We start from the raw sequence: 20,373 nt of genomic DNA on the forward strand, positions 1-20,373 counted from the left end.
GCCGGCAGGTGTGCAATTGGGCCACAAACCGGTGCCGCCGGTCTTCCGTACAACATAGAATAATCTCCATGAGCATTCAGATAGCACCCAGCATTCTTTCCGCCGATTTCGCCAACTTGGAGCGGGATCTCAAGGCTATTGCCAATGCCGATATGGTCCACGTGGATGTGATGGATCACCATTTCGTTCCCAACCTGACGCTTGGCGAGCCTGTGGTGGAGCGCATCTGCCAGGTGACCGACCTGCCGGTGGATGTGCATCTGATGATCGAGGACCCCGACCGCTGGGCCCCGGAATTCGCCAAACTGGGTGTCGCCTCCGTCACCTTCCACACCGGAGCCGTCCATGCCCCGGTCCGTCTGGCCCGCCAGCTGCACGACATGGGGGTCAAGGCCTGCCTGGCCGTGCGTCCTGCCGAACCTGTGGAGCCGATCTTCGACATTCTCGATGAGTTCGACATGATTCTGGTCATGACCGTGGAGCCAGGATTCGGCGGCCAGAAGTTCCTGGACAATCAGATGCCCAAGACCCGTCGCCTGCGAGACCAGATAACCGCCCGCGGCCTGAAGACCCACATCCAGGTCGATGGCGGGGTGAGTCCCACCACGGCTCCCATCGTGGCAGAGGCTGGAGCCGATGTCCTGGTGGCAGGCTCCGCGGTCTACGGCGCTGACGACCCGGCCAAGGCCATTGACCAGATCCGGCAGGCCGCGCAGGTAAGCTACAAGGACTGACAGGTTTTGCAGGAAGAATGGAGATAGCCAGATGAAGACCTTCGATGGGTTGTTTGAGGAGCTCACGACCAAGGCCAAGGAGCGCCCAGAAGGATCCTTGACTGTTGAAGAGCTGGACAAGGGCACGCATTTCATCGGCAAGAAGATCAATGAAGAGGCCGGAGAGACCTGGATCGCCGCTGAGTATGAGGGCAAGGAACGGACGGCCGAGGAGATGAGCCAGCTGCTGTACCACATCCAGGTCATGATGATCGATCGAGGCATCACCCTGGAGGATGTCTACAGGTATCTGTGACCTCTGATCCTTTCCCGTTGTAGATTCGCTTCCGCAATTAGGAGGTTGCCGTGTTGAAGGTCGCGGTGCCCAATAAGGGCATGTTGTCCCAGCCCGCATGGAGGCTGCTATCAGAGTCAGGCTATCGTCTGCGTTCCAATGACCGGCAACTGGTGGTCGATGACGTCGACAACGACATCCAGCTCTTTTACTTAAGGCCCAACGATATAGCGGTCTATGTCGGCTTGGGGACCATTGATCTGGGCATCACCGGGCGTGACCTGCTGCTCAACTCCGGAACCAGGGCCGTCGAGGTCATTGAGCTGGGATTCGGCGCATCCACATTCAGATTCGCCGCTCCGGAAGCCAGTGCTATCAACACTTTGCAGGACGTGGACGGCAAACGGATCGGCACTACCTTCGACCGGCTTCTTGAGGACTACCTGACCAGCAAGGGACTCAAGGCCGAACTGATCCACTTGGACGGCGCAGTGGAGTCCTCAGTCCAGCTCGGGGTAGCCGACCTGATCGCCGATGTGGTCTCCACCGGCACCACCCTGCGCAACGCCGGGCTTCGGGTCTTCGGCGATCCCATTCTGAAATCGGAGGGGATTCTCATCAGATCACCCCGTCTGGATCCAGATGATGAGCGGTTGGCGGTCATGTCCCGCAGGCTGGAGGGCGTGCTGACAGCCCGCCGCTATGTACTGATGGATTATGACATCCCGGTAGAGCGCGTAGCCATGGCGGTGGGCATCACGCCCGGCTATGAGTCGCCGACAGTATCCTCCCTGCACGACAAGCAGTGGGCCGCAGTCAGGGCCATGGTTCCCAGGGATCAGGTGAACAACCTCATGGACCGCCTCTATGAGATCGGTGCGCGTGCCATCCTTGTAACTGCCCTTCAAGCTTCTAGAATGTAGTCGGATGGCACTGATTGATCGAATTTCACGCAGCAGGTACAGCCCTGAGCCGCGGTCGGTGATTCTCACCGTACCCAATGTCATCAGCCTGCTTCGTATCCTATCCATACCTCTTATTGCCTATCTGGTGGCCAACCGGCATCTGATCATTTCCTTGGTGGTCATGCTGATTTCGGCCCTTTCAGACGGTGTGGATGGAATCATTGCCCGCAGGTTCAACCAGGTCAGCAAGCTGGGACAGATCCTGGACCCGGTTGCCGATCGGCTGCTGATTCTCTGTTCCGTCCTTGCCCTGAGCATCGCCTCCATACTCCCATGGTGGCTTCTGGCCCTAGTCGGTGCCCGGGATGTGCTCATGGGTCTGTTGGTTTTGGCGCTGGCCCAGCATGATTATGGCCCCTTGCCGGTGCACTTCGCTGGCAAGACTGGCACGGCCGTGCTCATGCTGGCCATACCGGCCCTGATTTTTGCGGATGTGGGCACTTCAACTTTCTTCCGTCTCTTCCACCTGGTGGCACTTGCGGCCGTCATCTGGGGGGTTGGCCTTTACTGGCTGGCAGGGCTGATCTACGCACGTCAGGGCATCGGATTGCTTCGTCAGGACCGCCATCATGACTGAACCACAGATGACCCCCCAATCCTTCCCCGTGCCGCCTGACCGTGCCTTGATTCACCGCCGGGCGGCTTTTTCGCATTCCAGCGCAGGTCTGGAACGCCACTATGTGGACCAGGAAAGCTCGGAGCCAGCCCAGGAATCCATGCGTCGGCGCATGGCTGATGAGTCACTGAGGCTGATTGACGACCTGACCAACCGTCCCATGGACCCCATGTTCGAGGACGCCCGTCTGCTGCCCGCTGAGCGTAGATCGCGACTGAGCGTCTGGGTCAATCGGATACTGGTCTTTGTCATTTGCGTGCTGGTCGGCCTGGCGGGCACGGGTATAGTTCAGGTGTTGCACCGGGACCCGCGTCAGAAGGTACGCGAGAAGCTCATCTCCCAGGTGGAGGGGGTCAGCAAGCGTGCCAATGACCTCAACAGTCAGATATCGGACCTTAACGGCAATATCGACACGCTCTCGGCTCAGGAGGGCGGCCAAGGGCAGAACAGCACGCAGACCGCTGACGATCTGACCAACGGCACCAGCAAGGTGCAGGGGCAGGGCGTCGTCATCACCCTGGCCAACCCCATTGCCTCCAAGGATTCCCGGGACAATGCCGATCAGATCAAACTGCTCACCGACCAGGACCTGCAGTGGTTCCTGACCAAGCTTTGGTCTGCTGGGGCCGAAGCCATTGCCATCAACGGCAATAGAATAGGAACACAGACATCAGTGCGTACAGCCGGTCAGACCATTTTGGTGGGGACCACCTCGATCGAGTCACCCTACAAGATCGAAGCCATCGGCGACCAAGGCGCCTTGTCCGATCTGATGGTTCGCAGCGATCTGCAGGGCCGCCTGCGTGACCTCAAAAGGGCGAACATCACTGTCAATGTGGCCAAGCAGCGGCGCCTGAATCTGAATGCAGTGAGTTTGCCCAATCTGTCCTATGCCGGAAGGAGTCATTGACATGTCGGCAATTCTCGGCCTGATCCTAGGCGTGGTGGCGGGCATCTTCCTCAAGCCCGACATTCCCATTGTCCTGCAGCCTTATTTGCCTATCATGGTGGTGGCCGCCCTGGATGCCCTGATGGGCGCAGTCCGCTCCTACTTCGAACGCAGCTTCTCGGACCGGGTCTTCGTGGTTTCCTTCATCTCCAATGTGATCACGGCCACTCTTCTGGTCTTCCTGGGCAACCAGCTGGGCGTGGGTTCTCAGCTGTCCACGGCCGTCATTGTGGTCCTGGGCATCCGGATCTTCTCCAACGTTTCCGCTATTCGACGGTTCATTTTCAAGGGGTGAGCATATGAGACACACCCTGAGGAAGAAGCGCGACGAGGGAATGCCCAAGAGCATTCCGCCTAGGAGACCCGGACGGGTCAGGGCTCCAGCCGACGATACGCAGACCGGTGCTTTTCCGGTGGTTCGCCGTCGGCCTCTGCGCACCCTCAATTCCAACGCCACCAGGGTCAGACTGGTTACCAGCGTCCTGGTGGCCCTGATGTGCGCCCTCTTGGGCTTTGGATATGCGGTCCAGGTGCACAATAACCAGTCCTCCTACCAGAGTCTGTCCGAGGAGGAGCTGGTACGGGTGCTGGACGAGACCAGCAACCAGGTCGATAAGCTGGAGGAGCGCAAGAGCCAGCTCAACCAGCAGCTGACCTCCATCAAGTCAGCCGCCGACAAGCAGAAGGAGGCCGCCCGCATAGCCCAGCAGAATGAGCAGAGCAGCGGCATCCTGGCCGGACGGCTGCCTGCCCAGGGCAGGGGAGTGGTGGTAACGGTCACCGAGGACAGTGACCGGGTGGACGCCTCTACCATGTTCAATCTGATCGAAGAACTGCGCAACGCTGGCGCCGAGGTCATATCCTTCAACGATGTCCGAGTGGTTACCAGCACCTATCTGCTGGACACCCGCACCGGTCTGCAATGCGACCACGCCAAGCTGCGCAGCCCCTACATTGTCAAGGCCATTGGGGATCCGGACAGCCTGCAGAATGCCGTTCAGATCGCCGGGGGAGTGGGTTCGCGGATCAAGGTGCAGTTCCATGCGACCGTATCCGTGGAGCAGTCAAATAGTGTCAGAATCGACCAGGTTCGACGCGTGCAGGACTACCAGTATGCAAAGCCTGTAGAATAGACAATTATGACAGATCCTATTCCCACTGCGGGCGAGACGACCATCATCGGCATGCCGGCCCTGAACATTCCAGTCACCTCCAACGGTGACCGTCCACTGACCAAGGACGATCTGGAGACCATGGCACGATTGCCTGAGGGCACAGCCCTGCTGATCTCTACCAGGGGAGCGGTGTCAGGATCGCGCTATCTGTTGGACGAGGATCAGGTCAGCGTGGGTCGCGATCCGAAGGCGGACATCCTGCTGGATGATTCGACGGTCTCCAGGGCGCACGCCATATTCGTACGGACCGACCATGGTTTTCGGGTCGAGGATACTGGCAGCCTCAACGGCACTTACGTCAATCGTGAACGCGTGGACCAGGCCGACCTGCACAACGGCGACGAGATCATGATCGGCAAGTTCAGGCTGGTCTACTTCGATAATCGGGCAGTCATCGCCAAGAACTGACAGGGGGCACGGCATGGCCGAAGAGTTGCCGACGCTGGTGCAGGGGGAACTCTTTTCGCCTGAGCAGGCTGAGGGCACGACCCGGGGCTACCGGGGAACGGTCGCGGCCAAGGTGGCCGGCATCACCTATCGGCAGCTGGATTATTGGGCCCGCAAGCGAATCGTCGAGCCGTCGATCAAGGCCTCGCACGGATCAGGCTCCCGCAGGCTCTATTCCTTCAAGGATGTGGTCATCCTGGCCGTCCTCAAGCGCCTCTTGGATGCCGGTGTCAATTTGGTCAATGCCACGAACACGGTGAACTATCTTGAGCGTCGGACTGTCGGTCAACTTGAGCATGTGACTGTGGTCTGCGATGGTGATCAGGTCACAGAATGCTCAGGACCCGATCAGGTCTTTGCGCTGATGCAGTCCGGGCGTGCCGTCTTTGCTATCTCTGTGGGTGCTATCTGGCATCGCATGGATCTGGAGCTGCAGACCTGCGACCACGTGGATTTGACTACTGGACAGCTGACCCCGGGTCTGCCTGAGCGACCTATTGACGAGCTGACGGCTATGCGTCTGCGCCAGCGCCTGGAGCAGCAACACGAGCAGCGCCAGCGGACTGCATGAATTTCGCGACGGTGAACTGGAGCAGGGGAGAAAAATAACAGATAATTTGACATAACGTACATTATCGGCTTAACTAGGTCACGATTCGATTTTGCGTTTCCGGTGATTTCATGGTTACTCGGTTGTGGCCAATTTGGTAAGGTTCACCCAGGTGACCTCGGGTGAACCTAAAAGAGACGATACAGTTCTGGCCGACTCAGTGCTGAGTCTGATTATTGCCGAAGTAATCCTCGGCAGCCTGGCACAATTGATCGACTTGGTCGATGACGCGGTAGCAGCCGTGAGATTTCAGTTCTCCGGGCTCAGCATAGCCCCAGCCGCATCCCAGACAGTCCAGACCGGTTTCCAGCGCACCATCGGCATCAGTCCAGCGGTCGCCGACCATAAGGGCACGGTCACCGAGTTTGGTGTCAAAGCCAAGCTGTTGCAGAGCGTGTGTGATGACCTGAGCCTTGGTGATTCGTGTGGAGTCCCTGCTGGCACCATAGATGCCATCTACCAGTGGTGTCAGTCCGAAGTGGTCACATACCGGCTGAGCCTGGTACTCGGGTTTGCAGGTGGCCACGGCCAAGGTCAGACCATGCTCGTGCATACGATTCAGCTGTTCGGGAATGCCGTCAAAGACCGTAGCGAGCAGACGTCCAGGGATGTGTTGTCCAGGATGGTCAGGATCATCAAATACCGCTATCTCGCTGTAATAGCGCCGGTAAATCTGGACGCCCTTATCGATGTCTTCTTCTCTGATGCCGTTGCGGCGCAGGGATACTTCAACGGCAGGGCCTATGAATCGGCGAAGCTCGCTTTCATCGGGCACGGGATGACCAAGCTCTTTGAAAGTTTGCACCACGGAGGCGATAATGCCCGGATGCGAGGCGGTCAGGGTGCCGTCCAGATCCAGCAGAACCAGACGGCGCGGTGATTTACTCATAGTCCGGGAACCATCCTTCGCGGTGCATTTTCAGACGCTTGTCAAGCACAGCCTTGAGCTCGTCCTCCGACCGGCGCTCCAGCAGCATGTCCCAGTGGGTCCTGGTCGGTTTGCCTGTCTTGCCGGACTCCTGCTCGTCATGCCCCTCAAGGTGAGCGATCTGCCCGCAGCGGCACTCCCACTCCTGCGGCACCTCAGCGCCTTCAGCCAAGGGCAGGATAGTCCGATGGCCCTTGGGGCAGACATAGGCGACCTCGCTGCGTGCAGCAAAATCCACATTCTGATCGGATTCCAGGGACTTCGCCCCAATACTCATGCCGCGAAGACTGCGCTCTGCCATGATTCCTCCATACTCGTGTCCGTCACTGCCTCCAAGCTACAGAACAGTGTTGACCTGATACTTATTCCCGGATTGGGCCCGTGTTCACTCCACGCCTGTATAAGCCACAATGCCGCGGTTGACCTGGTCTGCGGCGATGCTGGCAGTCCTGGCCAGGTGGTGCCCTCCCCTGCCCAGGTAGGGCTCCACCTGGACGATCTGGGTGAGCACATCGGACAGACGCTTGGCGTTGCGCACGAAGTCCCCCGCCGTGAGATCGCTGTCACGCAGGATGGTGGTCAGCGAGTCGCCGCAGGCCCAGTCGTAGATGGTCGGCCCCAAGCCAAAGTCGAGTTCAGGCGGCAGTCCCAATCCAGCCTGATCGCAGCGTTCCTGTACCTGGGACCACTGACGCTTCATATCCTCCATGGCGTCAACCAGCCTGGGAGCTCGATACCCGGCCCTATCCCCCGGCTGCTCCCCTACCCCACGGCGGGATTCGTAGACCAGCCCGGAGACGGCCGCTGCAAGTTCAGCGGGCTTCAGATCGTTGAGGATGCCACGATCCAGGATCTCGGCAAGACTCAGATCCTGCTCGCTGTAAATTCGCCGAAGCAATTGCCCCTTCCGGGTCAGTCGGCAGTCGTCAGGATCCACAGGTCGCGTGTAGCGCAGGTCGGCCAGAATCTGGCAGATCCTGTCGAACTGGCGCGAGACTGACCCTGTCTTGGACTCGTACTGTTCCCGGGTGCGCTGCAGCTCCTTGTCCATGCGGATCCACCGGTTCCCCCAGCGCAGGTGCTTGGGCAGATCCGGGCACTGGCGGCAGGGATGGTTGCGCTCCTGCTCGCGCAGCTGGTCGATGTGCCGGTCAAGGTCTCGGAACGCCCGGTCGCGGGCCTTCTCGCTGGTGAATCGTTGGCGCTTCAGACGGCGGCGGTCGTTCTTCTGGGCCGAAGAGAGGGCCGTACGGATGCGCATGAACTCGATCAGATCGCCACGGCTGCACTGGGCGGCCTTGCGGTAGTCCTCCAGACCGCTGGTCAGGGTCTCGATGCGTTCCTCCAGCTCCGAGGCTGATCGGTTGGCCTCCCACTGAGCGAAGGAGTGGTCCAGGGTATCCCGAGCACGCGTATAGCTGGATGAGTTGAGCAGGTTGACGGCCATGTTGAAGGTGGGTCGGAAGCTGGAGTGCAGCGGGTAGACCCTCCTGCTGGACAGGGCGGCCATGGTCTTGGGGCTGAAGTCCCGGTGGTCGACGACCACCACATGGCCGATGTCGTCGATGCCGCGCCGGCCGGCCCGTCCGGTCAGCTGGGTGAACTCGCCGGGGGTCAGAGCTACATGGCCGGTGCCGTCGAACTTCTCCAACTTCTCGACCACGACGCAGCGGGCGGGCATGTTGATGCCCAGGGCCAGGGTCTCGGTGGCGAAGACCACCTTAAGCAGTCCCAGCTCGAACAGATGTTCGACTATCTGCCGGAAAAGGGTGACCACGCCGGCGTGATGGGCGGCGAACCCCTGCTCCAGAGCGAAGCGGAACTGGGCGAATCCCAGCGCCTTGAGATCCTCCTTGCTGAGCTGGCCTGCTGCCATGGAGTCCACGATGTGCCGTATGCGGCGGGCCTCCTCATCGGTGGTCAGCTGCAGCCCTGCCCGGATGCACTGCTGAACAGCCTGGTCGCAGCCGGTGCGGGAGAAGATGAAGTATATGCCGGGCAGCATGTCCATGAAGTCCAGCTCATCGACCACGTCGGCCCGGCTTGGACGGTACCGCTCCCCCATCCTTCGCTCCGGCCTGCCGCCACGGCCATGGCGATGGTGATGTCCTTGGTTACGGGCCTGGGCATGCTCCTGTCCGGCCTTGTCCAGCTGGGCCAGCCGGGAGACCAGACGCGGGTTGATCTTTGGGGTCTGCCGTCCTGAGCCGTCGTGCCGATACAGGTCCAGGATCTCTGGCTCGGTGTGCCTGTCGGCCTGAACCAGGACGTGCTGCTCCAGCGGTACCGGCCTGCGCTCGGAGACCACCAGATGGGTGCGTCCGCGCACTGAGGAGATCCAGTCGGAGAATTCCTCCACGTTGGACACGGTGGCCGACAGCCCCACAATGCGGGTGGAGGCCGGAAGATGGATGATGACTTCCTCCCAGACGGGTCCTCGGAAGCGGTCGGCCAGATAATGGACTTCGTCCAGGATCACGTACTTCAGTGCCGTCAGGGTGGAGGACTGCTCATAGAGCATGTTGCGCAGGACTTCGGTGGTCATGACCACGATGTCCGCCTCGGAGTTGATGGAGGTGTCGCCGGTCAGCAGCCCCACCCGATCCTCGCCGTAGCGGTCGACCAGGTCATGGTATTTCTGGTTGCTCAGGGCCTTGATGGGGGTGGTGTAGAAGGTCTTGACGTTCTGTTCCTGGGCCAGGAATACTGCGAAGTCAGCCACGATGGTCTTGCCAGCGCCGGTCGGAGCGGCCACCAGGACGTTGTCGCCATCTTCCAGGGCGGTGATGGCCTCCAGCTGGAAGTCATCCAAAGGGAAGGGCAGCTTGGACTGAAAGCGTGCTGGCGCACCGGTCATTTGTTTGCGGTGACGACTGAAACGCGCGTAACGTTCCGCCGGCCCCGGTTCGGATGCTGATGAATCCTGTCCGTGGTGACGATGACCTGACATGTTCCTCCAAGAACTACCTATTGAAATGCTTCCACCGCCGCCAGATGAGGCCGTGGTTCCTCCTGCGCTGCTCCTTGCGCTCCAGCACCAGGGCATGTGCCTGGCTGTATCGCTCGGTTGACTGCGACAGGGGCAGGGCGAAGGCCGGTCCCTCAGTCCTATCCGTTGCCTGGGACTGCCCTGCCGCCGGGGGTTGGGGCATGTGGCGGTTCAGATCCTCTGAGACCCGCCCTATGGAGCGGCTGGCTGCCATGGCATGTCGGATGGCGTAGACGGCTCCGCCGATCAGCATGGCCAGCATGAAGATCACCAGAAGGATCCAGATCCATCCAGGCATGGAACTCCTCTCCGACCGGGACTAGTGCCGGTCCTGCTCCTTGTCGTGAGCGTCGCTGATGGTGATCTCGCGCTGGGCGCGGGCCAGAATCATGGTGCGAAGGGTCTTGGGCGCCACTGCGGTGATGTGCTTGGCGTGGGCGATGCAGAAGGCCACGAACCAGGAGTCCGAGGAGACGGTAAGGTGGACCTTCTGCCCGGGTCCGCAGGGCTCAACCGAGGCGCCCGGCAGGGACTTGATGTAGGGCAGGTCAGGACGGTCGGTGATGAAGACCGCAGCCGTGCCGTTGTCGAAGGACCACTTGCGCAGCTCGCTGACCGGCACATCCGGGAACTCCACCTTGTGGCTGGGCTTGACGATGGTCGCATGCTCGATTCTGGCGATTCGCAGAACCTGCCACTGCCGGTTTCGTCCGGTGCCCTGCTTGAGGTGGCGGCTGGAATCCGAGGGAGCGTCCGCAGCCTCAGTGCCCTCTGCTGCGTCGCCGATATCGGTCCAGGCGGCGACATAATAGACGCCCTCGTCCACGAAGATCTTGGCAGGGGCCACCACCTTGCGGCGGGTCCGGCCGGCAGCGTCCGTGTACTCCATGTCCAGCAGGGACTCGGTCTTGATGGCCCGGCGGACCACCGAGAAGCTCTTGGGCTCGGTCTCATACCCAGTGAGTGATAACCATGGTGTCTCGCCCGGCCCTACATGCGTGCGCAGGCGCTGGTAGAGCGACTCAGCCTGGGTGCGGGACTGCTCGGGCAGCAGGGGCGAATGGGCCAGGTAGTTGAGCGAGGCGGTCAGCATGCTCAGGTACTGGGGCGAAATGCCAGCCAGCCGTTCCAGCCCCAGCGAGTTGGTGGCCGAGACGATGCCGCTGTCGTCCAGCAGGGACCAGTCGATGTCGAAGAACTGGCTGCCGGCCATCTCCCCGTCGTCCGAGACCGTGGTCAGGGTGTTGATGTCCTTGTGGATGGTATTGACGTACTTGCGCAGCTCTTCCTTGCTGTTGGGGTGGCCGATGAAGCGCTCGGCCAGCTCGGCCAGGGAGAATTCCTCGCCCAGGTGTGCGGACAGGAAAAGCATGAGCCGCAGGCGGCGATCCACCTCGGACCCGGTCTGGAAGGAGGATGCGCTGGCCCGACGGGCGTGCCGAAGGTCGGTATCGTCGTCACTGAGGTCGGTGGCGAAGTGCTCGACGCTGGTGCGAGCGATCTCCGGGGAAATGACCGTTGCCGCGCCGGGGCTTATCGACTCGTCGGCCAGCTTGAAGCGGGCGGCAGCATCCAGACGCCGCCGGAAGGCGTCTGCGGCCTCCTGCGGGCTGACGATGGAGGCATCGGGGTGTTCCAGGACGAACATGGCCAGATCGTCCGAATCGGCATAGGCCACGTTCAGATTCTCTCCGTCCACGTCCACGGTGGCGGCGAAGCGGCGGGAGTCGATGACCTTGACCAGATTGTCGGGAATGCGCTGGGTTCCCAGTCCCGGAGCTATGGAATCCAGGCCCAGTCCGGGGATGGGCACCTGCGGCACCCGAGGAGTGGTGCGCGAGGCAGGGCGGACCGGCTCTTCGCATGCCTCCTGGGACATGGCGATGGATCGGGCCAGGTAGTTGGCTGCGGCCAGCACCGGCATGTCCTCCTGGTTGAAGTGCATACGGATGCGGGGCTCGTCCCCCAGTTGCAGGCGGTAGGAGGCGAAATCCTGCCCCTCGGACTTGGAGGAGTACTCGGGCTGACGGGATTCGATGGCGATCCCCATGGCTGCCAGCTTGGCTCGGTCACGCTGGAACTGTTTGGCAAAGGCGGCCTTGGCGGCCTGATCGGCCAGCTCGCCGTAAGAGTCGGCATAGGCCTTGACCCGCTGCGCTATCTGCCGAGAAGTCAACCATTGAGGGAAAGCGGACGATAAGACGGCCAGGACATCGAGTTCGTGTTTGCCCCACTTATCAGAGAAACGCCGTCTTCCGTTCGTACCTTCTGCCATCAGTCCTCGCGTATCGTTAAAATTTTGACTGTTAGTGCGCCTAACGCACATCTGTCTATCATAGATTCATTTTTAGGAACGTGGGAGCCAAACACTCAAATACGGTCCCTTTTCTTGACAGGCTGAACCCTCTTGCGCCTGGCTTTAGACCCACTCGTCCGGTTCGATCCCCTGGGGTCCCACATACTGGCCATTGGGCACATATGAGGAACGCCCCTGGTCGCTAAGATGGGCATCCGCATACAAGGTCACATCCCTGCCGAAGGTCCAATCCCCCTCGATGGTGACCGAGTTGGCAGCCGCCAGGCTGGGAACCCCGTAGGGGAAGCGCTCGTCGAAATCGGCGATGTACTTGTAGTAGCGTTCATCCAGCTGGACGTTGGGGAAATCGTAGTTGCCATCCTCCATCTCGTAGGAGTCGGTCAGATGGAAACGGTCGGAGCGCATGATGAACAGGTCGTCGGTGGTCTTGACCGGCAGGAAGCGCATGCGGTCCACCTGCACGCAGATGGCTCCCTCAAAGAGCGTGGCGGCGGAGCCCATGGCAGTTTCCAGTTGCACCACGGGTCTGGTGGAAGGATCAGTGGGGTCGACGGTCTTCCGGTTTTCAATAATGGGCAGGGGCAGCACCCCGTCGTACTCGGCCAGCTTGTCGCGCAAGGCATCGACCCGGACCCAGATGCTGTTGGTGTTGAAATAGGGGTGCTTGCGGATGGACATGGCCGAACTGCGGTCGTGCGGATCCACCTGGGACATCTCCCGCAGGATGAGGCGTCCGGTGGCCTTGTCGATGACGATGTGGCCGCCCTTGCGGTCAGCCTCGGTCCGCTCGGCCACCTCGATCATGAAGGGCGCTCCGGACTGTGCGAAATAACCGGCCAGGGTCCTTGAAGGCCTGGCGCCCAGGTTGTCGGAGTTAGAGATGAACAGGTAGTCGATCCCCTGCTCCTTGAGTGTGTCCAGCAGGCCGGTCTCCCAGATGGTCGAGAAGATGTCGCCGTGGCCGGGAGGGCACCATTCCAGGTCGGGCTTGGCCGGGAAGTCGACAGGACGGCCGGTTTCGGCGTCGATTTTGGGCTCGATGTGCTGAATGATTTCCATGGGCACGTCGTTCTGGACGAAGCGGCGGTCCTGCTTGACCACGCGCATGGTGTCTCGTGAGGTGCGGAAGGAGTTCATGAAGATCAGCGGCAGAGGCACCCCTAGGCGCTTGCGGGCCGTCAGCACTTGGCCCATGATGATGTCCAGAAAGCGCATCCGACGGGCCTTGTGGCGACGGATGGGCAACAGGGACTTGGCCTTTTCAAGACCCATGGAGGTTCCCAGACCACCGTTGAGCTTGATGAAGGCGGTGCGGGAGAATGCGTCCAGTGCCATGTCCATGTCCATGGCGTCGTGGATGTCCTTGGTGCGGGGCACGTCCTTGAGCGGGGTGATGTCCTTTTCACGCACGCAGGCTTTGGCATCTCCCCGTTCCCAGGTTTCGTAGAGGTGCCTGAACTGGTTGATGGAGACTTCGCTCATGCCCTTGTCGCGCATCTTTGCGGCCGAAAGGTCGAAAACGTCTGTGCTCATGAAACCCCTTCCGGGCTGGGACGACTTGCGGCCGACGCGGGTTGCGCCGACCGTTCAGAATAATGATAGCAAGTCGATCATGGGGCTCGGTCTGTCTGCACTAGTCTGCCGGGACTCGCCGGGCCATTGTCGGCCCGGTGACGCTGTGCTACCATCTCTACTCGGTGCTGATGCACCGTCGGGCCGTAGCGCAGTTTGGTAGCGCACTTGACTGGGGGTCAAGGGGTCGCGGGTTCAAATCCCGCCGGCCCGACGAGATAGCAATGATTCCAAGGCTTCCGGGCCTTGGAATTTTTTGTATGCCCCGAATCGGGCACATTTCGGGCACATCGCCCTTGCCTTCGGGCACATTCCGGCTCATTCCGGCCGCACCGTATTGCGACGGATAAGTGCCGCCACATCCTCGGGCCGGTATCTAACCAGACGACCTATATGCACGTACGGAAGCTCGATTTTCTGCGCCCTCCAGGCGTTCAGGGTGCTCACCGGTATCACCAGGATCTCGGCCGCTTCCGCAGGGGTCAGCAGCCTGGTCGGTGTCATAGCCGGGTTATCGTTCATTGTTTGCTGTATTTGGCTCATACCTGTTCCTATGCGTCAGCGCGCACCGCCGTTAGCTGGTGCTGGATATCGCTAAATGGAACAAATTGTTATCTGACGCATAGAGGTTGATATGGCAAAAGCATGGATAAACGACAGATGGTTGAAGGCCGCCCTGGTCACGACGGCACAGGGGCACACCTCCAAGGAGGAACCGTCCGCATATATGAAGCACTCCCTATCCAAGCACACCGACGACCCTGAGAACGCCAAGGTCCCTGAGCGATACAGGGCCAAGGACTTCGGCAAAGGGTCACGCTGGGAGGTGCGATGGAGGATTGATGGAATCACACGAAGGAAGTTGTTTCGCTACCGGGGTGAAGCGGAGGCTTTCATGGCCGAGATCGAGGACCGGATACGGTCGAACCGATACATGGATCCCCGAGACTCCTGCAGGCCGTTGCGACAGGCAGCGGACTTATGGCAGCAGGGTCTGGCGGGCACTATCAAGGGATCGACAGAGGGACGCTACCGGCGTGAGCTGCGCGTGTGGGTTCTGCCTCAATGGGGTGACGTAGCTTTGAAGGACATTTCCACGGCGAGGATCCAGCGCTGGTACGTCAGCCTAGCCGATGGGACGGCGCCTTATGGAGGTGAACGAGGCTCGGCCTCCTCGCTGTCCGCGTCCTCAATCCGCTCCGTAGGCAAGATTGTGTTGGGCTCGATTCTGGATGTGGCTGTGGAAAACCGCTGGATAGATACCAATCCCGTCGCCAAAGCCAAGGTGCCACATAACAGAGCGGTTCAACGGCGAATATATCTAACCCCACAAGAGATCAAGATCCTGGCGGGTCAGATGGACGAGGCCAATGCCACGGTCATTTACTTGCTTGCGTATACGGGACTGCGCATCGGCGAGGCACTGTCTCTGAGGTGCGGGGACGTGGATCTGGGGAGAAACCGGATTAATGTCCTACGCACCCAGTCGGTCGATGTTGATTCGCATATCGTTGAGACATTGCCAAAGGGAAACAGGACCAGGTTTGTGCCCATACCCAGCCAACTGCTGCCCAGAATTAAAGATTTGCTCGACGGCCATGGCCCCGAGGATTACCTACTGCGCGGGCCGAGAGGCGGCAGACAGACCACCACTAACTGGCGGAACCGGGTATGGGCTCCAGCACTGCGGGATGCGGGCATGCAGGATATCGAGGGCCTGGTCATCCACTCCCTGCGCCACACCTACGCCTCCCTGGCGATCAAGGCCGGGGCGGACGTGAAAACCCTGCAGGCCGTCCTGGGCCATGCCTCGGCCACAGAGACCTTGGACACCTACGCGGACCTATGGCCCAACCGCACCGGCGAGGTGGCCGAAGTCATCGGCCAGGATATCCAAATCTGACATGGCGGAGTATAAATAAGGGTGCTTTTGCCTGTTGTTAGGCAAAAGCACCCTTGCATAATTTCCAGTGAGTTCCCTTATTTCCAATCAGGGTCTGAGCGTCGGGCATGTTCAGGGTTCGAATATGTCCTCTATAGTTAAATCGAATGCATCCGCCAGGCGGAAAGCAAGTGGCAGCGATGGGTCGAAATGGCCCTTTTCAATCGAAATTACGGTCTGACGGCTCACTCCCAGTTTTTTGGATAATTCCCCCTGAGACCAACCGTGTTCTTTTCGCAACTTTGCCAGATGGTTATCCACGACTGATGAACCTCATGATTGTGTAGGCCAGGACAAAAACCAAGAGCATTGCTATCAGAATGCACACCAACATGAACGCCCACTGATCCTTACCCAACAAACTGGCCAGCAGGCAGCTGAAAGAAACAACTCCCAAAAAAATGCGATATGAGAGCTGTTCGGCTTTCCCGTACCAGTGGTTCTCTATGTTCTCCCCGGCATGCTGATCTGCTCCGGGCAAGGTGTCGGTATCCACCAAGATGACCCAGCAAAGGCTGACTGATACTGGACAAAATGCCGCAGTCACGATAAGCGCCTTAATAATCCATGGCATAGTCTGCGGCATGAAGCTGGCGACAATAATTCCCAGAACGAAACCGCTGACCAGACCTGGAATCAATGCTGCAGTGAGAGCCGACATCGAATGGGATCCAAAGCGAACAGTACCAAACGGTCTTGGTCGCGCATGTGCCGTTGGCTCGGACAAACTTTGTGAGCGGGTCAAGTCGGATGTTGCCTTGCTTTCGTTTTTCTTCACGGGGTGCTCCTTGCCGAATGCGAATGTTGAACAGGTAAACCGGTCTGAGCACGACTATAATGTAAAGCTAGCTTTACGTCAAGTGTGTTTGACATATTTTTGTTTCGTCATTTCTCCTTGGCTATCACCAACAGCATTGACGATGAAGTTCACATCATTGAAGGTGTAATGCGGTATTCGGATATGAGGTCCCCTGCCATTCTCCGATGACTGATGGCTGGACCTCTCATGTGCAATTGAGGCCGAAGCAAGACCAAGAAGAGTAGTTTGCGCTACTTAGAAGGGTCCTGCTTTCAGGGTTTCAGTCCCAGGGTTTCGATGGCTTTGGCTACGGCGGCTGTGCGGTCGTTGACTTCGAGTTTGGCGAAGAGTCGGCTGAGGTAGGTTTTCACGGTGGTCTCGCTGATGTACAGGCGGGCGGCGATTTCTCGGTTGGTAAGCCCTCTCGCGGCCTCTCGCAGGACCCGGGTCTCCTGTTCGGACAGGACCGGTCTGTCTTGCGGGTGCAGGGCTTTGCTGACCGCCTTCGCCGCTGACGGATTCAGCACGGTGGCTCCTGCCACGGTGTCTCGGATGGCTTGGGCCAGGATGTGGGGTTCCACGTCCTTGAGCAGGTAGCCGTTGGCGCCGGCCTCGATGGCGGGCAGTATGTCGGTGTCCGAATCATAGGTGGTCAGGATCAGCACCTTGGTCTCGGGCTGGGCCGCCAGGATCCTGCGGGTGACTTCCGGGCCGTTCATGTCCGGCATCCGTAGGTCCAGGAGCAGCAGGTCCGGCCTGGTCCGAGCCACTGCGGCTATGGCTTGGGCGCCGTTGCCGGCTTCGGCCACGACCTCCAGGTCGGCGTGGCGGGTGAGCATGCTGCGTATGCCCTCGCGGACCATGGGGTGGTCGTCGGCCATGACGAGACGTATCATGCTTCCTCCTCGCCGGCCCGGTCGTGGTCGCCGGGCTCTTCGGTCGGTACTGTGATGGTTATTCGGGTGCCTTGCCCGGGGCCGGATGTCACGGTGCAGGCCCCGCCTGATTCCTTGGCCCTTTTGGCCATGTCCCGCAGCCCGTAGCCGTGGCCTGCTTGTTCCATTCTGATGGAATCCAGGTTGTCGGCGTCGAAGCCGAGACCGTCGTCCGTTATCAGCAGTTCCAGCGTGCCCGGATGTGAATCGTGCGGCCCGTTCTCTTGCGGTACCAGGCTGATGTGCACATGCCTGGCTTCTGCATGTTTGGAGACGTTGGCCAGAGCCTCCTGGACGATGCGCAGCAGGTTGACCTCGGTCCGCCTCGGCAGTGCCGGCAAAGGCTGTTGGATGCGGCATTGCGCTTGGAATCCTGCCTCTTGCGCTGCGGCTTGCACAGTCCTTTCCAGGGCCATGCTCAAATCCTTGCCGTCCAGGTCGGCCGGTGCCGAGTCGGTTATCATCCGCCTGGTGTTGTCCAGGGAGCTTTGTGACAGGTCGGCGATCATGTCCAGGTGCCGCCGGGCCGTTGGCAGGTCGTCGTCCAGCTCTTCGCGGGCCACCCTGGCCAGGGCCAGTACCGAGGCCAGGGATTGGGCTATGGTGTCGTGCATTTCACCGGCAACCCGTTCGCGTTCGATCGAGGCGCCTTCGGCCAGGCTCAGCCTGCGGATGGTCTCCTGCTGGGATTCGAGCTGGTCCAGGAGCATCTGGTTGTGCCCGTTGGTCAGGGCGAGGATATCGAAGGATTTGCCGATCATGGCCGAGAACACCACTACCAGGCCCATGAGCATGAGATTGCCGGCCAGGTCGGTGCCCAGGAACCTGACGCCGGCCATGGCCATGGCCACGAACACCGCGTTCAGGACCCCCACCAGCCCCAAGGCCGGCAGGTAGGCGAAGGCAATAAACAGTTGCGGAACCACGAAGAGTTGCGCCAGGATCGCCACCCCGTCCAACCAAGCGCCCACAGGCAGGCAGACCAGGGACAGCAAGGCGAAGACCCAACCGTGAGCGCCGGTCTTGCTCACCGGCTCGGCCATGCCCGGCCCGTCCATCTGGTAAGGCTGGTCATAGACCCGCCCCAGCACGAAGGTCATGAAATAGAGGCAGGGCACGAGTATGAGCAGGCTCGACAGCAGCCTGGCGCCTATAGGGACCGATGTGAAGCAGCAGTCGGCCACCACCATTTGGGCAGCGCACGGTTCCATAGTGTTATCGCTGGCCATGTCTCAATAATGCAAGATTCACCGATAGTAATCTCAAAGAGGATTCCATCAGAACCTCAACCAGTCATCCAGCTCCTCTGCTCGTTCTCATGTCCGGCTTGTCAAAGCTCTCCCCTGCCAAGCAACCCACCAACCCTGCGATGTGCGACCACTTCACCAGGAGCTGATGGACACGGACTTCACCGACACCCACCACTTCGAGGTGCCGGTCACCTTCTGTGAGGGCAGACAGGACCACCACGTCTCCTCCGCCGTCGCCCGCGACTGGTACGAGACAATCGACAGCCCCAAAAGCTGGCACTGGTTCGATCGCTCCGGCCACTTCCCCCAATGGGAGGAACCCGACCGCTTCCTGGGATGTGTGCTGCAAGACTTAAGTCAATAACTGATCGCAGAACCGGAATCCTTTTTTTGCCGAGAAAGCACTTCCTCAATATGCTTTTACTGCTGCTCTGCCACAAGCTGTCAGCTACTGTAGACTCGTCTATATGCTCCAAGTAATTACGAGGAATCCCCTGGAAGATAAGGGCGAAGCACAATATCGTCAGCTGGTGAGAGTGGGACATAAACTACTGAGTGTCGCGGTGTTCGGGGACACACATGGTAGCGTCCCGAAACTGGTGCTGCTTTCAGGGTGTGGAACCCCTTCCCCTCTGTATGATTTCAAGGCTCTCATTACTAGACTGCAAAACTCATACTGTCTGATTGTGGTGGAGAAGTCCGGGTACGGGTTTAGTGACTGGTCTCGGGACCCCAGAGATATCGACACGATGTTGGATGAGACCAGGGCGGCGCTGCACGGGGCCGGAGTGACTGGGCCCTATGTGCTCCTCCCCCACTCAATGTCTGGGCTTGAAGCACTTTACTGGACCAAGAAGTACCCTGCCGAGGTGGAGGCCATCATCGGATTGGATATGGCCACGCCACAGGCTTATGAGACGCGCAACCTGGTGCCTCCCGCCGCAGCCACAGCACTGTTGGGCGCCCTTTGCCGGACAGGACTTCCTCGTCTCCTGCCCAGACTGACCGCGGACCAGTCACCCGCCATCAAAGCAGGAAATTTGTCTGCTGAAGATAAGGCGGTCTACCGGACCCTCTTCTTCAAGAACTTCATGGATCCAGACATCCAGCGAGAGATCAACACGGTCAACGCCAACGCCCGCAAGGTTGCGGAAGCTGGATTGCCACAGATCAAGATGCTGCAACTGGTTTCCAACGGGAAAGGCACTGGCTTCAGCAAGGATGAGTGGCGATCCATCCAAGAATCCTTCAAAGCGCAGCAAGGTAACTCACAGATACGGTATTTCGATGCCCCTCATTATCTCCACGACTATGTGCCTGAAAAAATGTCCGAGGCCATCAGGGATTTTATAAGCGGAAAACCTGACCGATCCAGCAAGGTTATCCGGCACACACTTACATCTCATCCCTGAATCAGTTCCAAGCAATCTCATTTTATGCAGTCAGACGATTTCTGTGCCAATGTCATCAGACACTTCCTTCTGGCTAATCCAATCGGGCACATTTCGGGCACATCGCTACCCATAAGTACCCGTATCAGCTTGCATCAGTTCATACTTGGAATCTGCTAGAATTGGCAGTATTCCTTGGATAGTTAGCAGCAGTTAAAGGCAGCTCGCATGTACCAGAACAGCGGCTTATCTTACAAGGGGTCGCGGGTTCAAATCCCGCCGGCCCGACCAAATAGCAACGATTCCAAGGTCTTAGGCCTTGGAATTATTTGTAGTTCCAGGCCCTTTGATACCTATTTGCATATATTTGTCGCTTCGCTCGTTGTTCACGTTTCCCTTCATTCGCCAGCTGTGAGTTCATGATCGGCCAGAAGATCTTCGGGGTCGGCGTTGAGCTGAGCGTAAGCCGTCATCAGCTTC

The 20,373-nt window shown here is 59.5% G+C and carries 22 protein-coding genes, 1 tRNA gene and 3 pseudogenes; 13 read left to right on the forward strand and 13 right to left on the reverse strand.

What is annotated here, in order from left to right; all coding sequences use genetic code 11:
* Positions 1-68: 68 nt before the first annotated feature.
* From rpe to ACUIAG_RS01960, 9 genes are read left to right on the forward strand one after another with little or no spacing between them, the layout of a single operon-like run.
* Entirely contained in the window at positions 69-734 is a 666-nt protein-coding gene (gene rpe, locus ACUIAG_RS01920) for a ribulose-phosphate 3-epimerase (RefSeq protein WP_029678892.1), read from the forward strand.
* Between the two features lie 31 nt (positions 735-765).
* Complete coding sequence (locus ACUIAG_RS01925) at positions 766-1,029, forward strand: phosphoribosyl-ATP diphosphatase (protein WP_045935327.1); 264 nt, start codon at positions 766-768, stop codon at positions 1,027-1,029.
* Between the two features lie 50 nt (positions 1,030-1,079).
* Positions 1,080-1,931, forward strand: coding sequence for an ATP phosphoribosyltransferase (hisG, locus tag ACUIAG_RS01930; RefSeq protein ID WP_045924371.1), 852 nt, complete (start codon positions 1,080-1,082; stop codon positions 1,929-1,931).
* A 4-nt stretch (positions 1,932-1,935) separates the two neighbouring features.
* Entirely contained in the window at positions 1,936-2,550 is a 615-nt protein-coding gene (locus ACUIAG_RS01935; protein ID WP_445339987.1) for a CDP-alcohol phosphatidyltransferase family protein, read from the forward strand.
* Positions 2,543-3,499, forward strand: coding sequence for a DUF881 domain-containing protein (locus ACUIAG_RS01940; protein ID WP_045924373.1), 957 nt, complete (start codon positions 2,543-2,545; stop codon positions 3,497-3,499). The genes ACUIAG_RS01935 and ACUIAG_RS01940 overlap by 8 nt, the downstream gene beginning before the upstream one ends.
* A 1-nt stretch (position 3,500) precedes the next feature.
* Positions 3,501-3,833 (forward strand): small basic family protein, encoded by a 333-nt coding sequence (locus tag ACUIAG_RS01945; RefSeq protein ID WP_015021764.1) that lies wholly within the window; start codon positions 3,501-3,503, stop codon positions 3,831-3,833.
* A gap of 4 nt (positions 3,834-3,837) precedes the next feature.
* On the forward strand, positions 3,838-4,671 hold the full coding sequence (locus ACUIAG_RS01950; protein ID WP_101432310.1) for a DUF881 domain-containing protein: 834 nt from the start codon (positions 3,838-3,840) through the stop codon (positions 4,669-4,671).
* 6 nt (positions 4,672-4,677) lie between these two features.
* Positions 4,678-5,121 (forward strand): FHA domain-containing protein, encoded by a 444-nt coding sequence (locus ACUIAG_RS01955; RefSeq protein ID WP_024627697.1) that lies wholly within the window; start codon positions 4,678-4,680, stop codon positions 5,119-5,121.
* Between the two features lie 13 nt (positions 5,122-5,134).
* The gene (locus tag ACUIAG_RS01960; protein WP_313839192.1) at positions 5,135-5,731 is read left to right on the forward strand and encodes a MerR family transcriptional regulator; all 597 of its coding nucleotides are present in this window, start codon (positions 5,135-5,137) and stop codon (positions 5,729-5,731) included.
* 196 nt (positions 5,732-5,927) lie between these two features.
* On the opposite strand, the gene ACUIAG_RS01965 is transcribed toward ACUIAG_RS01960, so the two are convergent.
* The 8 genes and pseudogenes from ACUIAG_RS01965 to ACUIAG_RS02000 all read right to left on the reverse strand — a co-directional run bounded on the left by ACUIAG_RS01965 (position 5,928) and on the right by ACUIAG_RS02000 (position 13,537).
* A complete protein-coding gene (locus ACUIAG_RS01965; protein ID WP_445339988.1) occupies positions 5,928-6,659 on the reverse strand; it encodes an HAD hydrolase-like protein in 732 nt (243 codons plus the stop codon).
* On the reverse strand, positions 6,652-6,999 hold the full coding sequence (locus tag ACUIAG_RS01970) for an RNA polymerase-binding protein RbpA (RefSeq protein WP_024627700.1): 348 nt from the start codon (positions 6,997-6,999) through the stop codon (positions 6,652-6,654). The genes ACUIAG_RS01965 and ACUIAG_RS01970 overlap by 8 nt, the downstream gene beginning before the upstream one ends.
* 84 nt (positions 7,000-7,083) lie before the next feature.
* Positions 7,084-9,648: a DEAD/DEAH box helicase gene (locus ACUIAG_RS01975; RefSeq protein WP_445339989.1), complete on the reverse strand. Its 2,565-nt coding sequence runs from the start codon at positions 9,646-9,648 to the stop codon at positions 7,084-7,086.
* Positions 9,649-9,661: 13 nt separating this feature from the next.
* Positions 9,662-9,985, reverse strand: coding sequence for a hypothetical protein (locus ACUIAG_RS01980; RefSeq protein ID WP_101432313.1), 324 nt, complete (start codon positions 9,983-9,985; stop codon positions 9,662-9,664).
* Between the two features lie 21 nt (positions 9,986-10,006).
* Positions 10,007-10,393: pseudogene (locus ACUIAG_RS01985) on the reverse strand (helix-turn-helix transcriptional regulator); the annotation flags it as partial.
* A gap of 65 nt (positions 10,394-10,458) precedes the next feature.
* Positions 10,459-11,104, reverse strand: a pseudogene (locus tag ACUIAG_RS01990) (WYL domain-containing protein); the annotation flags it as partial.
* A 74-nt stretch (positions 11,105-11,178) separates the two neighbouring features.
* Positions 11,179-11,962 (reverse strand): annotated as a pseudogene (locus ACUIAG_RS01995) (helix-turn-helix transcriptional regulator); the annotation flags it as partial.
* Between the two features lie 144 nt (positions 11,963-12,106).
* On the reverse strand, positions 12,107-13,537 hold the full coding sequence (locus ACUIAG_RS02000) for a UTP--glucose-1-phosphate uridylyltransferase (protein WP_445339990.1): 1,431 nt from the start codon (positions 13,535-13,537) through the stop codon (positions 12,107-12,109).
* A 179-nt stretch (positions 13,538-13,716) separates the two neighbouring features.
* Between ACUIAG_RS02000 and ACUIAG_RS02005 the strand changes: the two genes are divergently transcribed.
* A tRNA-Pro gene (locus ACUIAG_RS02005) sits at positions 13,717-13,790 on the forward strand.
* 104 nt (positions 13,791-13,894) lie between these two features.
* Here ACUIAG_RS02005 and ACUIAG_RS02010 read toward each other — a convergent pair.
* The gene (locus ACUIAG_RS02010) at positions 13,895-14,119 is read right to left on the reverse strand and encodes a helix-turn-helix domain-containing protein (protein WP_045924380.1); all 225 of its coding nucleotides are present in this window, start codon (positions 14,117-14,119) and stop codon (positions 13,895-13,897) included.
* Positions 14,120-14,210: 91 nt separating this feature from the next.
* On the opposite strand from ACUIAG_RS02010, the gene ACUIAG_RS02015 reads away from it, so the two are divergent.
* Positions 14,211-15,479: a tyrosine-type recombinase/integrase gene (locus ACUIAG_RS02015; protein WP_052692763.1), complete on the forward strand. Its 1,269-nt coding sequence runs from the start codon at positions 14,211-14,213 to the stop codon at positions 15,477-15,479.
* A gap of 111 nt (positions 15,480-15,590) precedes the next feature.
* Here ACUIAG_RS02015 and ACUIAG_RS02020 read toward each other — a convergent pair whose 3' ends face one another.
* The 4 genes from ACUIAG_RS02020 to ACUIAG_RS02035 form a co-directional block, all read right to left on the reverse strand.
* Positions 15,591-15,779 (reverse strand): helix-turn-helix transcriptional regulator, encoded by a 189-nt coding sequence (locus ACUIAG_RS02020; RefSeq protein ID WP_267400016.1) that lies wholly within the window; start codon positions 15,777-15,779, stop codon positions 15,591-15,593.
* Positions 15,772-16,296: a hypothetical protein gene (locus tag ACUIAG_RS02025; protein ID WP_267400015.1), complete on the reverse strand. Its 525-nt coding sequence runs from the start codon at positions 16,294-16,296 to the stop codon at positions 15,772-15,774. Before ACUIAG_RS02025 ends, ACUIAG_RS02020 begins: the two co-directional genes overlap by 8 nt.
* Positions 16,297-16,589: 293 nt before the next feature.
* Positions 16,590-17,213 carry a response regulator gene (locus ACUIAG_RS02030; protein ID WP_267400013.1) on the reverse strand — a complete coding sequence of 208 codons (624 nt, stop codon included), beginning with the start codon at positions 17,211-17,213 and terminating at the stop codon, positions 16,590-16,592.
* Positions 17,210-18,481 (reverse strand): sensor histidine kinase, encoded by a 1,272-nt coding sequence (locus ACUIAG_RS02035; RefSeq protein ID WP_445339991.1) that lies wholly within the window; start codon positions 18,479-18,481, stop codon positions 17,210-17,212. The genes ACUIAG_RS02030 and ACUIAG_RS02035 overlap by 4 nt, the downstream gene beginning before the upstream one ends.
* 166 nt (positions 18,482-18,647) lie before the next feature.
* Between ACUIAG_RS02035 and ACUIAG_RS02040 the strand changes: the two genes are divergently transcribed.
* Both ACUIAG_RS02040 and ACUIAG_RS02045 read left to right on the forward strand, forming a co-directional pair.
* Entirely contained in the window at positions 18,648-18,866 is a 219-nt protein-coding gene (locus ACUIAG_RS02040; RefSeq protein WP_045924388.1) for an alpha/beta fold hydrolase, read from the forward strand.
* Between the two features lie 103 nt (positions 18,867-18,969).
* A complete protein-coding gene (locus tag ACUIAG_RS02045; RefSeq protein ID WP_045924389.1) occupies positions 18,970-19,914 on the forward strand; it encodes an alpha/beta fold hydrolase in 945 nt (314 codons plus the stop codon).
* Positions 19,915-20,373: the final 459 nt, after the last annotated feature.

This window comes from Bifidobacterium sp. ESL0825, assembly GCF_052606465.1.